Below are 15797 nucleotides of genomic sequence, written 5' to 3'. Positions count from 1 at the left end.
ACCAAAGAACATTTACACCTCTCCCATTACTATACATTCAATCCCCCACAAAAGTTTCCACGGACTAACAAATAAAAAACCCCTCCCATAAAGGAAGGGTCTCAACCTATACAAATCAATACCATTACTTCTTAGCTGCATATTTCCGCATATCGAAGGCAACAGCCGCTACGATAATCGATCCTTTAATAATCAACTGCCAATACGGGCTTACGCCGATGAAGGTCAAACCGTAGTTAATGACCGTAAAAATAAGCACGCCCGTCACTACACCAGGAACCGTTCCGATGCCCCCAGTGGTTGACACGCCGCCGACTACGCAAGCGGCAATCGCATCCAATTCGTACATATTTCCGTAGTTATTCGTCGCTCCCCCGGTTCTTGCCGCTTCGAGAACCCCGGCCAGGCCATACAACGCGCCAGCAATGGCATAGATATACACTAGGTTTTTGCCTACATTAATGCCTGATACCCTTGCTGCCTGCTGATTCCCGCCGATCGCATACATGTTTTTGCCCAATCTCGTTTGGTTGAACACAACCCATACGATAAACGCAACTGCGATTGCAATCACCACAATAATCGGAATGGATACGCCGCCATATCCGATGCTTCCTGTACCGAAATATTCTTTAAAATCAGGCCGCAAGCCGCCGATCGGCTGCGAATGATTTGGAGCCGTGTCAAAGTACAAGGAGTTGACGCCATACACAGCCACCATCGTACCTAAAGTCGCTATGAATGGAGGCACCTTGAACTTCGCGACGATTATACCGTTAATGAGTCCAAATATTAGGCCTACAACGACTGCTAGTAGAATCGGCACGAATAACGGCAGTTCCTCCAGATCAGGGAAAAACCTGCGCGCATAATCGGTTGTCTGCAGCATGGACGCCGATACGACCGCGGATAAACCCACAATTCTGCCTGCAGACAAGTCCGTACCGCCTGTAATGAGCACAAATGCAACGCCCAGGGCGATAATGACCCGTGTAGATGACTGATTCAGGATATCCCGGAGTGGATTTAATCCTATAAATGAAGGATCGTAAATCGCAATTCCAATGATAAGAACAGCCAAAACCATATAGATGACATTTTGGGAAATAAAAGTTTGAATTCGCTTCGCGTTCATCGTAGATCTCACCTTTCTCTGCCGCTTAATGCTGCGCCGCTAACCGCATAATTTCCTCTTCCGTCGCTTCCTTCCCATTCAAAATCCCGGTTAACCGCCCTTCGGACATGACCATAATGCGATCCGACATCCCGATGAGTTCCGGCATTTCCGAAGAGATCATAATAATGCTCTTGCCCTGCAAGGCCAGTTCAGCAATGATCGAGTAAATTTCATATTTAGCCCCAACGTCAATGCCGCGGGTAGGCTCATCCAACAGCAATATATCCGGTTCCGTCAGGAGCCAGCGTGCAAACAGCACCTTTTGCTGGTTCCCGCCAGACAGGTTCATGATGAGTTCGCGCGTAGACGGTGTTTTGGTTCTCAATTTCTGAACCATCGCATCCACTTCCGCCTTCTTCTTCTTCCCGTCTAACAGGAAATAAGGCTTGCGATAGCGCTCCAAATTCGCGATTGCCGCATTCTCATGAACCGATAACACCGGGAAAATGCCTGTCACGCGACGTTCCTCCGTTAACAATGCCATACCATGTTTCTTCGCAATGACGGGAGAATCGATCCGTACCTCATTGCCTTGAATCGAGATGGTACCCGATTGAATGTCCCGAAGTCCGAATAAGGCCTCCATCAATTCGGTGCGCTGTGCGCCTACCAATCCGCCGATCCCAACGATTTCACCACGGTGCAAGTCAAAACTCACATGGTTGAACGATTTTGGTAGAGGGGAGGTCAGTCCTTGAACGCGCATCACAACCTCGCCGGGCACGTTGTTCCGTGGTGGGAATCGGTTCGTCAAATCGCGTCCAACCATTCGAGAAATAATCAGATCCGTTGTTAATTCGGATGCCGGCCACGTCCCGATTTTTTTCCCGTCTCTCATAATTGTCACTTCATCCGATATCTGAAGGATTTCTTCCATTTTGTGCGATATATAAATAATGGCGACGCCATTTTTTTTCAACTCTCGAATGATTCGGAACAGTTGCTCAACCTCGACATCAGTAAGCGATGACGTCGGTTCATCCATCACAATGATACGGGAATGGAACGATACCGCCTTGGCAATTTCGATGGATTGGATTTTGGAAACCGATAACGTATGAACCATTGTCTCGGGCTGCAACTCGATGTCCAGCTGTTTGAATAAATCACGCGTATCTCGCGCCATGCGCTTATGATCGATAAATTGAATAGGGCCAATCCCTCTCGTCGGGAATCGTCCCAGCCAAATATTCTCCATCACATTTCGGTAAGGTACAGGGTGAAGCTCCTGATGAATCATCGATATCCCGATATTCAATGCCGTTTTGGAGTTCGGAATCTGCACAGCTTCGCCATTCACCATAATCTCGCCTTCATCAGGGGTATAGATCCCGAAGAGGCATTTCATTAACGTTGATTTGCCCGCTCCATTTTCGCCCATCAGTGCATGTACGGTTCCAGGCCGCACTTGCAGCGTCACTTGATCCAACGCCTTAACTCCTGGAAATTCCTTGGAGATGTTGTTCATTTCGAGCACAAACTCATGCTGTCCCATCCCTTTCGCCCCCTAAGTCTCTTCGTAAAAAGAGGAGGTACGAATAACGAATCATTCTACCTCCCCAACTTGAAGCCAATAGTTCAACGGTTCACATTACTTCGCTTCAGCCATATTGTCTTTCGTAATTTTCTTATAAGAAATCCAGATATAATGATTATCCGTGATCTCATAGCCGACATTTTCCTTCGTAGGTTTCTCGCCCTTCGCCAGCACGCTTGCAAGCGTGATCGCAGCCTTTCCTTGGTTCTTCGCATCATTCAGAACGGTTCCAAGCAGGGTTCCTTCTTCCAATGCCTGCAGCGCCGGCGCTGTCGCGTCGACACCTACCACAGGAATGAATTTGTTATCCTTGAAATAGCCATTCGCCTTCAATGCCTCAATGGCGCCCAAGGCCATATCGTCATTGTTCGCAAAGACGGCTTCAATCTTATCGCCATGTGCAGCCAAGAACGCCGCCATCTTCTCTTGCCCTTTTACGCGATCCCACATCCCGGTATCTTCCTGCAGCTTCTCAACTTTAATCCCCGCGTCTTCGATCGCTTGGATCGAGTACTTCGTACGGAGTTCAGCATCCTGATGACCAGGCTCCCCTTTTAACATGACATATTGCAAAACGCCATCCTTGTTCTTATCCGCTCCCGGGTTCGCCTTCCAGTAATCCGCAATGAGCTGACCGGACATCGTACCGGATTCTTCGGCCTTTGCACCAACATAATAGACTTTATCCCATTTCTTCATATCTTCCGGCAGCGGCTCGCGATTCAGAAATACAACCGGAATGTCTTTGGCCATCGCCTTATCGATAATGACACCCGCTGCCGTACGGTCAACAGGGTTAACGACCAAGGCTTTAACCCCTTTCGTGATGAACAAATCCACTTTATCGTTTTGGGTCGGCTGTGAATTCTGACTGTCCACGATATCGGCTTGGGCAATCCCTTTCGCTGAATCCGAAATCGCATTCCGTACGCCTGTCATGAACGTATCGTCGAACTTATAAATCGCAACACCTACTTGGGGTTCACTGCCGCCATTCCCACCTGAACTTTTCCCGTTTGCGCAGCCGCTAACAACTGTCGCAATTAATGCACTCGCCAGAATCAAAGCTGATACTTTCTTCATCTGATCAAGACCTCCTCAACATCATTCCTGAATACCCTAGAAAAGAATACGCTTTCATTATGATGGATTCTCATGGGATCCGGTATCGAAAATCCTCCTGAGTTCTATCGAAATTCTCATCACCTTGCGCACTGAGTTATTTTACAAACGGAAACAACAGCTTCTGGTTTTCTGGCCACAGCATATTGTCCAGATCAATTAGCTTAACGCCTGTATCTATTCTTTCAGGTACGTTTCGCCCCTCAATAATGTCGACGGCGTACTTCACGGCGAGATATCCGTTATTAAATGGATTCTGAAGAACCAACCCCTGAACAACTCCATCCTGCAACAACCCCATTGTCTCGGGTGGACTATCGAATGCGATCACCTTCACACTTCCACCATGGCCGGATCGTTGAACCTCACGCCCTACGCCAATTGAAGATTCTGCATTAAGTGCGACTATCCCATCCAGACTCGGATATTGTGCGAGCCATCTGCGTGTGATCTCCTCCGCATTTCGTTGATTGGACTGTGAATATTGAATATCCACTACACGAACATTAGGAAATCTGGCCACATAATCTTGAAACCCTTCTTCCCGTTGATTCGCATTTTTGGCTGCCGCTACAAAGTTCATGACCGCAATTTGACCCGATTCATGAATCAATTCGATCATTCGCTTCGCGGCCAGCTGCCCTGCTTCATAATTGTTCGTACCGACATACGTCTTCACACGTGCGGATCCAACCTCTGAGTCGATGGATATGATCGGTATGTTTTCATAGGCAATTCGATCAGTCGCTTGTGCTAACCCCATATAATCACTCGCTGCAAGAATGATGGCATCCGGACGGTTCTGAATGGATTGATTCACTAATTCAATCTGACCTGGAATATCATCTTCATGATTCGGAGCCAAGAATTGAAGCTTCACATTGAATTCCTTGGCTGCAGCCTCAGCCCCGCTCTTCAGCGTGTTCCAGTAATCGCCTTGATTCATTTTGACGATCAGGTCAATGGTGAGCATATTATCCGACATCATATTGGACTGGATGGAACAGGACGACAGCGAGAAGGAGAGTGATAAAATCACGATTAACAATAGATTCATTCTTCGATTCACGACTCTGCCTCCCTATCATCCCGGACAATGGGAAGCCAGATTTTGACCGTTGTGCCTTCTTCCAGCTCACTCTCGAACTCCAGACCGTAGCCTTGACCGAAGCATAGCTGGATCCGATCATGTACATTTTTCACGCCAACGCCTGACCCACTTTCACTTCTTACCTTCTTCGTTAGAAGACTGTTCACAATCTGAGGACTCATGCCTAATCCGTTATCCGTTACTTGCAGCATCAACTTATCTTCTACAATAGCGGCTGTTATGGTGATCTTCCCTTCCTCCTGCATCATCTCAATCCCATGCACGATCGCATTTTCGACAATTGGCTGCAAAATAAGCTTCATGGTCATACAATCCAATGCCTCATCCTGGATATCTATTGCATATTGAAATTTGCGTTTATAACGGATGGTCTGAATGATTAAGTAATGTCTGACATGTTCAATCTCTTCTTGCACGGTGATGATGTTCTTCCCTTTGCTCAGGCTAATCCGGAAAAATCGCGATAAGGATGTAATTGCTGTAACAGCCTCCCTTGTTTCTCCCCGCTCCGATAGCCGGATGACCGAATTCAAGGTGTTGTATAGGAAGTGTGGATTGATCTGTGCCTGCAGCACATCAAGTTCACTCTTTCGCTTCGCCTCTTGCTCCACAATAATCTGATCCATTAACTGCCGAATTTGCCGAAGCATCATGTTGAACCTACTGGACAATTGGTCCACTTCATAAATGCCCATCGTCGAGATCGGTACTGTAAAATCCCCTTCCCCCACGCTCTTTACCGATTTCGCTAAATTCTGAATGGGCAGTGAGATTCTCGCAGAGACGACGATCGACACGAATAGAACGATCAGAATGACGATGACGAGAAACCACAGTATAAAGGTATTTAGTTCAGACTTGGTTGTTACGATCTCATCTTTGTAGGCGACGCCTACAACTTTCCAGCCGATCGGATTTACCGTTTTGACGGTAATCAGCTTGCTCTCGTCATTGCTGCTATCTTGGAAGCTTCCATATGCGTAGGTAAGGACGCGTTCTAAGTTCTCATACTTTAACCCTGCATAAATCAGTTGCTGCTGCGGATGGTAGACGATGTTGCCGAACGAATCGATAATGTAGATATAGCCCCTCTTGCCAAAGGATACTTGCTTGCTTAATTCGTTGATCGTCTTGAAGTTCATATCGATAACTAGCACACCCTGATCGGGCTGCCCTCCCCCTGTACGATACCCAGCTTGCTTACTGATGGAGACGGCCCATTTGTAAGTGGTTTTAAATAAATTCTGAATATGAGGCGAGGAGAACGATAATTGATCTGGGCGCGCCATAGCGGCCTCGAACCAGCTTTGCCGCTCTAATTGTGTATTGCTCCGCATGGTCAGTTGAGGAGTGTTGAAGACCAGCTTTCCTTGCTTGGTAAACAAGGCGATCGAAATCAAATCTTCTCTTGTTTTCATAATAGATTTCAGCTGCTCTACTAAAATAGGATTCGTCACAGAAGGACTCCTACGAATCAGGTCCTGAACGACGTCGAAGATACTTGTAATGTTGTTCACATATATCTCCAAATTATAATTGACCTGCTCTACGACTTGTTGAATATTCAAGTCCGCATTTGTCTCCGCCGTACTGGAAAATTTGTTATACAGCATGATGCTGACCATACACACCGCCGCAACGGTTATGAATATAAATGTTTTTGCGATAATAAACTGAATGCTCTTGACGTTGATCATGCCACCTTCACCCTCGATCCCGATTGCGGTATTCCTTGGGCGACAATCCGTAGCGCTTGCGGAAGCTAAAGCTGAAATAATTCGGATCCGCATACCCAACCCTCTCACCGATCTCGAACGCTTTGAGATCCGTTGACCGCAGCAGCTCCTTCGCCGCTTCCATTCTCAGCTCCAGTAGGTAGCTTACGAAGGTGGTTTTGGCTTCCTTCTTAAAAATATGACTGAAGTAGCCTGTGCTGATGTGCAAATGCCTGCACACCGTATGAATCGAAATATCCAGATCCGCATAATGAAGCTTCATATACGCTTTTGCGTCATCCACCAGCTTCTTGTAGCCAGTCTGCCGCTCGACGGCGATGCAATTCATAATTTTCATACATTGATGAAGCATCCAATTCTTTGCCTCTGACGCATTATTGCATTGATAGATTTCCATCAATGGATGTGCGGCACCTCCGAGGAACTGCTCGTAGTTGACGTCCATATCTTTCGCCACTTTCATCATGGCTGTCCAAATTTCGATCCAATAGATTTGAAAATCTTGCAGCGAAACCGTGCTGGATTCCACGACATCAAATAACTCGCCCATCATCGCTTGCGCTTCTTCTATCGTCCCTACCTTCATACAGCGGATTAAGGCCTGCTCCTTCATGTCGTCGAATACAAGTGGATTCACCCGCTTCGCCTCTACATCTTCAATCCAGATGACGCGATGATTTCCGTGAATCAATCGATAATGCAGTGCTTGTACCGCTTCCTGGTAAGAAGATGCCAACTCGGACAAATCATTCACGACAGTTCCCACGCCAATCGTTACCGTTATTTTGAGAAATCGATGGACACTCTGAAGAATTTCTTCTACGATCCCGATCGTCTCCTGACTCATCCTATCTCCCTCTCGGCTTGCGCTCATCGTTAACACAATGACATGATCATGGTGAATAAATACCCGTCCCGACATATGCTTCAGCACAAGCTCCTCAGCAATATTGCATATGGCGAATTGCAATAAATAACGGTTCTTCTCTTCTTTGTTATGATCCATTTGAATCGCAGAGACCAAGTAAGCGATACCCGATAAATCAATCTCATAGCGCTCACATTTCTCTTGAATGTCCTCCAAAGAGCATTTGCCGGTAAGAAGAGAAGATAGAAACACATGCTGCAATACAGGTAAGCTCTTTCGATAATGATCCTGTAGCGTTAGTAGATTGTTCTTCTCCGCAACCTCCTGATCCATCTGCTGCTTGACCTTCACCAATGCGGCTTGCAAATCCGCAGCGGAAAATGGCTTGAGCACGTATTCGTCTATATGGAGTTTGATCGCCTTCTGCGCATATTCAAATTCATCGTAGCCCGTTAATATCATTATTTTCATTGAAGGATCATGACTGCGAATCCACTCCGCTAGCTGCAATCCATTCATGAAAGGCATATGAATATCGGTCACCACAATATCCGGTTGCAATCTTTCTATGTACTCCATTGCCTCTTGACCATTCTCTGACGTCTCCACGACTGTAAACCCTAATGACTCCCAATCCATTTCATGCAGCACACCTTCTCGTACGTCTTCTTCATCATCAACGAGTATTAATTTGTACATGGACATCCCCCTTTTATGAGAAAAGTTGAAAAAAAAGCCGGCAATCGAATGCAAGCGTAAAGTCGCTTTCAATTACCGGCTGTTGCTCGTATGAAATTATTATTCGCTAGTGAATTGACTTCACCTGTATAATTCGGAATTAATTGACCGAATCTTCCGCATGCCAGTCTTTATCTAACCCCATTTATAATGTCTTGAATTTGTTGAATGTGCCTTTCTTCATGTACATACGTTGATTTCACCCAATCAATCAATAACATCTCTTTAAAGGCAGGGTGAACAAAATGTCTTCTACTCAGTATCGATGGATCCTCTAAGGCGTTTAGCATCTCAACAAATTGTTGTCTAGAAATGTTTAGCTTTGCAATGATGTCTTCATATTCGAAACGTTCATCCGTTGGCTTTACAATGTCCGGAGCCGCTAGCTTTATTTTTCTGTCTAGTAAAGAATCGATTGGCTTGTGTTCCACGGATGATTCTTCTGTGTTCTGTAACCCTCTCTTAATGGCTACGACATATACTTCTTCCACCTTGGCAAGGTGCTGACATATCTGACCAATACTCCAACTATCTTCGTCTTTCCGTTCGTTTAATTGGTCTTCAGTTAATCCTTTCAGAATTCCGAGCAGTTTGTCTCTTGTTTCTTTTATGTTTTGCTTGATTTCTTCCAGTTCCATAGAAACCTCCCTTTCATTAATTGTTGTGATGAAACGTTTGGAACATTACGAAGTGGTTGTCAGGTGGCTGTAAAATTGCACAATAGATGGGGCTGCACGATGCGGATAAACGTAATTGCCGATGTATGACTGGGCTGCTACTATCATATGTAAATACATTTCATTTAGAATATTCTGCAAAATGCCTTCCTGTTCCTTCCTCTCCGGGAGTCATCCAGTGTACGAGAGCAAAAAAAGACAGCGTGACTCCTCCTTAACTAGGATTTCGCTGTCTTTTCTACTTGTTTAAGAGCTAACGTAATGGCTCATGAAACTATCAAATCAACTTCCGGCTGTACCACTTCTCCCCGCGGAAGCGCCAGAGGAAGACGGAGCCTCGGATCCCCCACTCTATGACCATTGCAATCCATACCCCTAAGATACCAAGGCCAAGCGGTATCCCGAGTACATAGCCCAGAATGACACGGAACAACCACATCGTGAGCATAGCAGTAATCGAAGTAAAGTTGGAATCACCCGCTGCACGAAGAGCCGATGGCATTATAAAGCTGATCGACCATAAAAATGGCTGGGTAATCGCAATCAGCACCGTAAGTTTAAAGATCTCAGGAATGATCTCCGCCGGAGGAGAGAACAATCTCACGATCCAAGGGAATAAAGGCATGAGAATCACTGCCGCAATAACGAATATGATGGAGGACAGCCACAGGAACGACTTGATAAACTTCCTCGCGTCCTCAATGTTGCGTCGTCCGATGCATTGGCCTACGACCGTGACGATCGCGATGCTTAAGGCATTCGCTCCGATCTGGAACACAAGCGATATGGAGCCGCTTATGGCATTGACCGTGATCGCAAGCGTACCGAGCTGAACGATAAACGTCTGCGTCAGCAGCTTCCCGCCGTTGAAGAACATCTGCTCCGCTGCAAATGGAACGCCTATAATCATAATTTTTTTCAAAATTGAGAAATCCAACTTCAGTGCATTCTGAATTCGGAACTGCAGCGTCTGATTTATCTTCAACAAATAAATTAACGATATCACCATCCCCAGCACACGAGCCGTAAGCATGGAAATGATCAATCCGACTACGCCCATATCGAGTACCGTAATGAACAATATATTCAGAAACAGGTAGGTCAAGTTCATAATGAACGATAGACCCAAGCAGGCCTTCGTCTCTGCCACGCCGCGCAACGCCCCCGTCACAGCTTGGAAAATTGCAATGAATGGGTACGTGAGGCAGCTCCCGATCAAAAAGATCCTTGCGTTATCCAGTACATCCGCTTCCGCACGACCGAACAATAAGTCCAGTGTGGGGTTATGAAAAATAATAACGACCGCGCTGATCAAGATCGACAGCAGTGCAACTGCCGATATGGCTTGAGCAGCTGACTTCGAAACCATATCCGCATTGCCCCTGCCTTTATACTGTGCGACGATGACGGTTCCCCCCGTCGCCACAGCTACAAACACGTTGACCAAGAAGATGTTCAACGAGTCCACCATGCTGACCGCACTTACCGCCGCTACCCCTGAGGAGCTGATCATGGCCGTATTCAACAGGCTCATCAAAATAATAAAAGCTTGATCCACAAATATCGGAATAATAATCGCGATAATTTGCTTATAATCAAGCGTTTCTCCTGTGAAATATTTATTCAACAGGAAGGTCGTTCTTCTCTTTATACTGGGAACAATTGTACTCACCGTATCATCTCTTCTTCGTGTATTGTGCCAAGGATCCCCTTGACCTCACATAGTGACGCACTATTATACCACTCTTTAGAGGAGATGAAAGTGAGGTGTGTGTCCTTATTTACGCATATTTCGTGGTTTCCGAGCACCGCACTCGCTTTTGCAGTCATTTTATGTACATATAGCAGAGATGCGGCTTCTTACTCGCCTTCACATCATGTCCAATCATAATGAAACATACTTTACCTTCGGCGTGCAACCTTAGGGTGGGTTTTTACTTTCTCTTGTTGTTATGATTTGAGCCAGGCGAAGTTGCCTCTTCCTCTAATCTACTTAACTACTGTAGTTCCCCATCCATCGTATTCACCATGACATTCACCTGCTAAATCAACAAGAATATCCGTAACTTCATTTATCGAATGGAAGTCGACGTAATCAGAACGATAGATATGAGAATAAATTTTATCGTCATTAGGAGCATCTGAATCGATTTCGAATCCCAAAAGTTTAACCTTAGCATCGAAATACTCTTTATCTTCAATAGATTGAAAATAGACCCAATGATCTACCTGTCTCACATCTTCAAATGTATCCCCTGACTCTCGTAATTGATCGACAACTTTTCGATTCCCCATATGTTGAATTTGATATTTGTCGGGGTAAAGGTACTCAAAATAAAAATCCCAAGGATTTTCCTCTTCAAGATGAAGAACCTCTATCTCATATCCATGTTCCAAAAAATACGTCTCTGCTGCTTTCTCTAGCTCGTAAGGTTTAGAAAAATAATAAAATACATCCCGTATCCCATCAGTAGTCACCCTGCCAACATGGAATCCAAAATCTGCACTTTCATCATTGATTTTATCTTCTAGGTCGTTGATTAATTCAGCCTCTTCATTAATTGGAGTACCGCTTTCTCCAGGGTTTTTGATTCGTATTCTTAAAACCATCGGATGTGGATACTCAGATTTCTCAATCTCCTTCCAGATATCCATATCCAATACAACTGATGCAAACTTACCTTCAATCTCACAAAAATAAATATCCCAATGATCAGACATATCGATCTATACCTCCTCAGGAAATCTCATCTTCTTCATACTATTTGCGAACCAAGTGCTTAGCCAAACATATATTACGACAAAACCTATACCCAATCTTTCGTGTATTGTTGCTTCCTGCTTTTATTTCTTTAAACGTAATTCAAAATCTTGACATGCGATAACGAAAACCTCGTCATATGTATATATTACATATTGCTTTAATTCCAGACCTCTTGCATTCTTTATATCTCTAAGTATTTTTGTATTACCTATTTCTACGAAGCTACTACTTTCATGATATGAATGATCAAACATCTGTAAACTTACATCTAACTCAACCATATTAAAGTAATAAACTTTCTTGAATAGCAATTCGTATTTAATAAACTCATCATCATCTGATTCTGTGCATAATCCTCCACTTATCTCACCAATTAATGTAACTTCATTCTTTTGATAATTGAATTGAATATCATCAAGGAAGATCGCGTCTCTTCCATGAATTTCACCCAATTCGGTTTTTATAGCTTTGATTTGTTCCATCTCTCTCATACCTTTCTAGCCCGATGCGTAAATAGTTGTTAGGTGATGTTCATCTTTTCCAGAGTTCTCGATCATAGAAGTCTAATTCGAAATGTTATTTTCATTTTTATTTTCCCTTAGATGAATTTCGTTGACAAAATGTTCCTCGAAATAGCAAATGGTACAAGACCTATTGTAAGCTTTTATTTGGAAAAGACAATAAGCCATACGTAAATGATATAGGTTTTAAGAGTTCTATAACAACGAGCGTTTTCCAAATAGACTAAACAACCTTAGTCCGGTTCAATACCGAACTAAGGTTGCTTAAAGGCTGCTTCTTTAGTGATGTCTACTTGACGAGAGTTTAGCAAGGCTCCAATCACAATGGAGCTGCTGCGAGGTTACATATATGCTCAGTTTAGATGTCAATCCTGGAATCATGTGAGATCGAAACCAAGTTACACAGCCATAGCACTACACGTGCTGGATCAAGCTTCTCATCTCATTCACTGGTAAGTATCCGGAATTTTGCAAGTAGGTCACGATTTTTTGCATATACAGTGCATCAATTTTCGGCCAATAAAATCCGGCCTTGCTTAAGGCGATTTGTGTTTGTAACGAATCATGCTTGACAATGGCATAATCGCCTTCAAGCTGTTCTCCAGCTGCCATTAACATTTGAATGTCATGAATGTGCTTATCATCCTGAGATAATCGAAGCATAAGATCCTGGAACGCCGCACCATCCAACAATTCAATCGCATGCCCTGACTTGTATAGCAATTGCACGACCTCGCCGAGTCCCACTTTATGATGATTGTACAAATGGAAAACGTAGTTTTCCCCAGCGCTTGCATCTGCTTTTATTAAGGCAACGACGGCTCTGCTGCACGCATCAACAGGAGTAAACTCTATATCATTAGATATGAATTGGTTCGATGCAACCCCATGTTGCAACATAAATTTGAAGCGGCTCATAAATGCATTGTCCGCGATATTATGTTGATGTTGCCCATCACTGTGCCGGTTGGTCAGATTGCCCACCCGGTAAATGGCAGCGTCCACCCCATTCGAGATCGCTTGGAACAGTGCATGTTCCGCCCAAAATTTACTTTTCACATACACATTATCCTCATAATTTTGTTGTACGTAAAAATCATTTTCGGTAAATACATGCTGCTCTTCCCCAAATGTTATATGACCTGATACGCTCATCGTGGACATATAATGCAGTCTTTTATTACGCCCTACGAACGATATAAGCTCTTCCAGTGTTGTCACATTCGCTTTTTCAAAATCAGCGTAATTACCGAAGTGTTTGGTCAACGCGGCAGAATGAATGACACTATTGATCGTACTGTCAAGTTGAGCATATTCAGCATCGCTTAAGCCGAATTGTTTCTCAGACAAATCCCCCTTTACGATAACAACCCGGCTGCTTAGCATAACTTTATACTTTTCAAACTTGTCATGAAAGTAAAAGGAAATCTGTTCCAACAACCGATTCCTCGGGTCACTTCCCCGGATCAAACAGTATACTCTGCTATTGGTTCCATCCAGCAGCTCCGCAAGTAAATGTATGCCCAGGTAACCCGTGACCCCTGTAAGCAATACATTACCGATAGGGTCGTAGGTTGCATGAGCGATGTCTTTCTTCGGAGGCTTGAGAAATTGCAGCCTAGATGTATCGGAATGCAAGTATTTTTTTGAACCATGGTCAATCTTTTGCGCGATTTTTTGTATGGTTTGCAGATCGTAGTAATCCTTAACCGTTACATGCCATCCTTCTGTCAGCCCTTTTGCCAATGCCTCCATAATTTTCATGGAGTGTCCGCCTAAGTCAAAGAAGGAATCGTGGACGCCAATTGAAGTTTCCTTCATCCCTAACACGCTTGACCAAATCTGTACAAGTTTTCTCTCTGTTGCATGACGAGGCGCGATATAACTTGCAGATGTTTGCAGTACACTGTCGATTTTCGGGAGAGATTTCGTATCGATTTTCCCGTTCGGCGTTAACGGCAAACTGTCCAGTTGCACAAAATAGGTCGGCACCATATAGCTTGGCAAGCGCTCGCTCAAGTATGTCCGCCATTCCTGTGCGCTTCCTTCTCCGACCAAATACGCCGCCAGTTGCTTTTCCCCCGGCCTATCTTCCCGCACGATGACGACAGCTTGCTTGATCGCCGGCAACTGACTTAACACCATTTCAATCTCTCCGAGCTCAATCCGGAATCCTCTGATTTTCACTTGGTCGTCGATCCTGCTTACATAGATCAGGTTGCCGTCCGGCTGATACTTAACAGCATCTCCCGTTCTGTACATTCTCGCTCCAGACTCACCGCTGAAAGGATCCGGAAGGAATCGCTCCTCCGTCAGCTCTGGACGATTCAAGTATCCACGAGTGACCCCTGCCCCGCCAATGTACAGCTCCCCGGCGACACCGATTGGTACAGGTTGTTGATGTGGATCCAATACGTATAACTTCGTATTCGCTATTGGTCCTCCAATTGGCGGTATGCCCTCCTGCAAGGGGCTGACCTCTGTTGCTGTAGCTATGACTGTACACTCTGTAGGGCCGTAGTTGTTGATGAGTGCAAAAGGCAATGAAGCTGGCGGCGACTGCCGCAGCATATCCCCCGCCGTCAGCAAACAGCGTAAGGATGTATGCGACGGCCAGGGCAGATGAATCATGATTTCGGCCATCTGCGTTGGCATAAAACTGATCGTAATTTGCTGTTCAACGACCCAATTCTGCAACGCTTCAGGATCCGTTCTTACGCTTTCCTTGCACACATGCAAACTGGCGCCTCTGCTCAGGTAGGGCCATATTTCTGCAACTGCGGCATCGAATGCGATGCTTGCTATTTGACTCGCACGATCTTGTTCCGTTACTTGGTAAAATTGCTGGTGCCAGAACACCATATTGATCAGTGTGTGATGTTCGACCATAACCCCTTTCGGATTCCCTGTAGTTCCTGAGGTGTAAATCAGATAGGCCATGTTGTGCGGCGTCGTGGCGATTGACGGATTCCGGTCGCTCTCCTGTGACAGCATCTCCTGATCGGCAGCGCTGTCCAGACAGATGCGCGTGATCGGCTCCGGCACCCATCCGCTTGTCTCCCTCTGGGTCACCATCAACTCAATTCCTGCATCGTGGGTCATGTAAGTCAGGCGCTGCTGCGGATACGACGGATCCATCGGCACATACGCGCCACCAGCTTTTAAGATCCCCAGGATCCCGACGATCAGGTCCGCCGAGCGTTCCATGCAGATCCCAACCAGCGTCTCCGGCTTCACGCCTTTCTTCCGCAAGTAGTGCGCCAGTTGGTTCGCCCGCGCATTCAGTTCCCCATACGTCAGCTGGCGGTCTTCGTCAACGACTGCCACCGCTTCCGGCTGTGCCGCCGCCTGCTCCTCGAACAGTTCTTGAATTACCGGATCCCGTGGATACGCCGTCTCCGTCCGGTTCCATATCTCCAGTTGCTGCTTCGTTTCTGCTTCGCTAATCAACTGCATCTGGCCTATCGATCGCTCTGGATGCTCCGCCACTTCATGCAGCCATCGCTCGAAGTGTACCGCCATCCGCTCGATGGTTGACGCGTCGAA

At 45.5% G+C, this 15797-nt stretch carries 11 protein-coding genes and 1 pseudogene; 1 reads left to right on the top strand and 11 read right to left on the bottom strand.

Annotation, left to right across the window (positions count from 1 at the left end):
• Window positions 1-124: 124 nt before the first annotated feature.
• From mglC to BLS15_RS22520, 10 genes are all read right to left on the bottom strand, one after another.
• On the bottom strand, window positions 125-1135 hold the full coding sequence (gene mglC / locus BLS15_RS22565) for a galactose/methyl galactoside ABC transporter permease MglC (RefSeq protein ID WP_021256053.1): 1011 nt from the start codon (window positions 1133-1135) through the stop codon (window positions 125-127).
• A 25-nt stretch (window positions 1136-1160) separates the two neighbouring features.
• Complete coding sequence (locus BLS15_RS22560) at window positions 1161-2672, bottom strand: sugar ABC transporter ATP-binding protein (RefSeq protein ID WP_028532697.1); 1512 nt, start codon at window positions 2670-2672, stop codon at window positions 1161-1163.
• A 96-nt stretch (window positions 2673-2768) separates the two neighbouring features.
• Complete coding sequence (locus tag BLS15_RS22555) at window positions 2769-3797, bottom strand: galactose ABC transporter substrate-binding protein (RefSeq protein WP_028532698.1); 1029 nt, start codon at window positions 3795-3797, stop codon at window positions 2769-2771.
• A gap of 136 nt (window positions 3798-3933) precedes the next feature.
• Window positions 3934-4905, bottom strand: a complete 972-nt coding sequence (locus BLS15_RS22550; RefSeq protein WP_028532699.1) for a substrate-binding domain-containing protein — start codon at window positions 4903-4905, stop codon at window positions 3934-3936.
• Window positions 4902-6644, bottom strand: a complete 1743-nt coding sequence (locus BLS15_RS22545) for a sensor histidine kinase (protein ID WP_036667181.1) — start codon at window positions 6642-6644, stop codon at window positions 4902-4904. Before BLS15_RS22545 ends, BLS15_RS22550 begins: the two co-directional genes overlap by 4 nt.
• Window positions 6645-6651: 7 nt before the next feature.
• Entirely contained in the window at window positions 6652-8250 is a 1599-nt protein-coding gene (locus BLS15_RS22540; RefSeq protein ID WP_028532701.1) for a response regulator, read from the bottom strand.
• A gap of 170 nt (window positions 8251-8420) precedes the next feature.
• Window positions 8421-8927 carry a DinB family protein gene (locus BLS15_RS22535; protein ID WP_028532702.1) on the bottom strand — a complete coding sequence of 169 codons (507 nt, stop codon included), beginning with the start codon at window positions 8925-8927 and terminating at the stop codon, window positions 8421-8423.
• A gap of 316 nt (window positions 8928-9243) precedes the next feature.
• Window positions 9244-10638: an MATE family efflux transporter gene (locus BLS15_RS22530; protein ID WP_021260479.1), complete on the bottom strand. Its 1395-nt coding sequence runs from the start codon at window positions 10636-10638 to the stop codon at window positions 9244-9246.
• 317 nt (window positions 10639-10955) lie between these two features.
• Window positions 10956-11687 carry a DUF695 domain-containing protein gene (locus tag BLS15_RS22525; RefSeq protein WP_028532703.1) on the bottom strand — a complete coding sequence of 244 codons (732 nt, stop codon included), beginning with the start codon at window positions 11685-11687 and terminating at the stop codon, window positions 10956-10958.
• Window positions 11688-11810: 123 nt separating this feature from the next.
• Window positions 11811-12212: a hypothetical protein gene (locus tag BLS15_RS22520; protein ID WP_028532704.1), complete on the bottom strand. Its 402-nt coding sequence runs from the start codon at window positions 12210-12212 to the stop codon at window positions 11811-11813.
• A 235-nt stretch (window positions 12213-12447) separates the two neighbouring features.
• Here BLS15_RS22520 and BLS15_RS30085 point away from each other — a divergent pair.
• Window positions 12448-12519: pseudogene (locus tag BLS15_RS30085) on the top strand (IS3 family transposase); the annotation flags it as partial.
• Between the two features lie 146 nt (window positions 12520-12665).
• On the opposite strand, the gene BLS15_RS22515 reads toward BLS15_RS30085, so the two are convergent.
• Window positions 12666-15797 (bottom strand): non-ribosomal peptide synthetase (locus tag BLS15_RS22515; protein WP_139170713.1); only part of this gene is annotated, 3132 nt, incomplete at its 5' end.

Origin of the sequence: Paenibacillus sp. cl6col, assembly GCF_900102125.1 — a bacterium.
GTDB lineage: Bacteria > Bacillota > Bacilli > Paenibacillales > Paenibacillaceae > Paenibacillus_B > Paenibacillus_B suaedae.
This window is presented reverse-complemented; position numbering and strand designations above follow the sequence as displayed.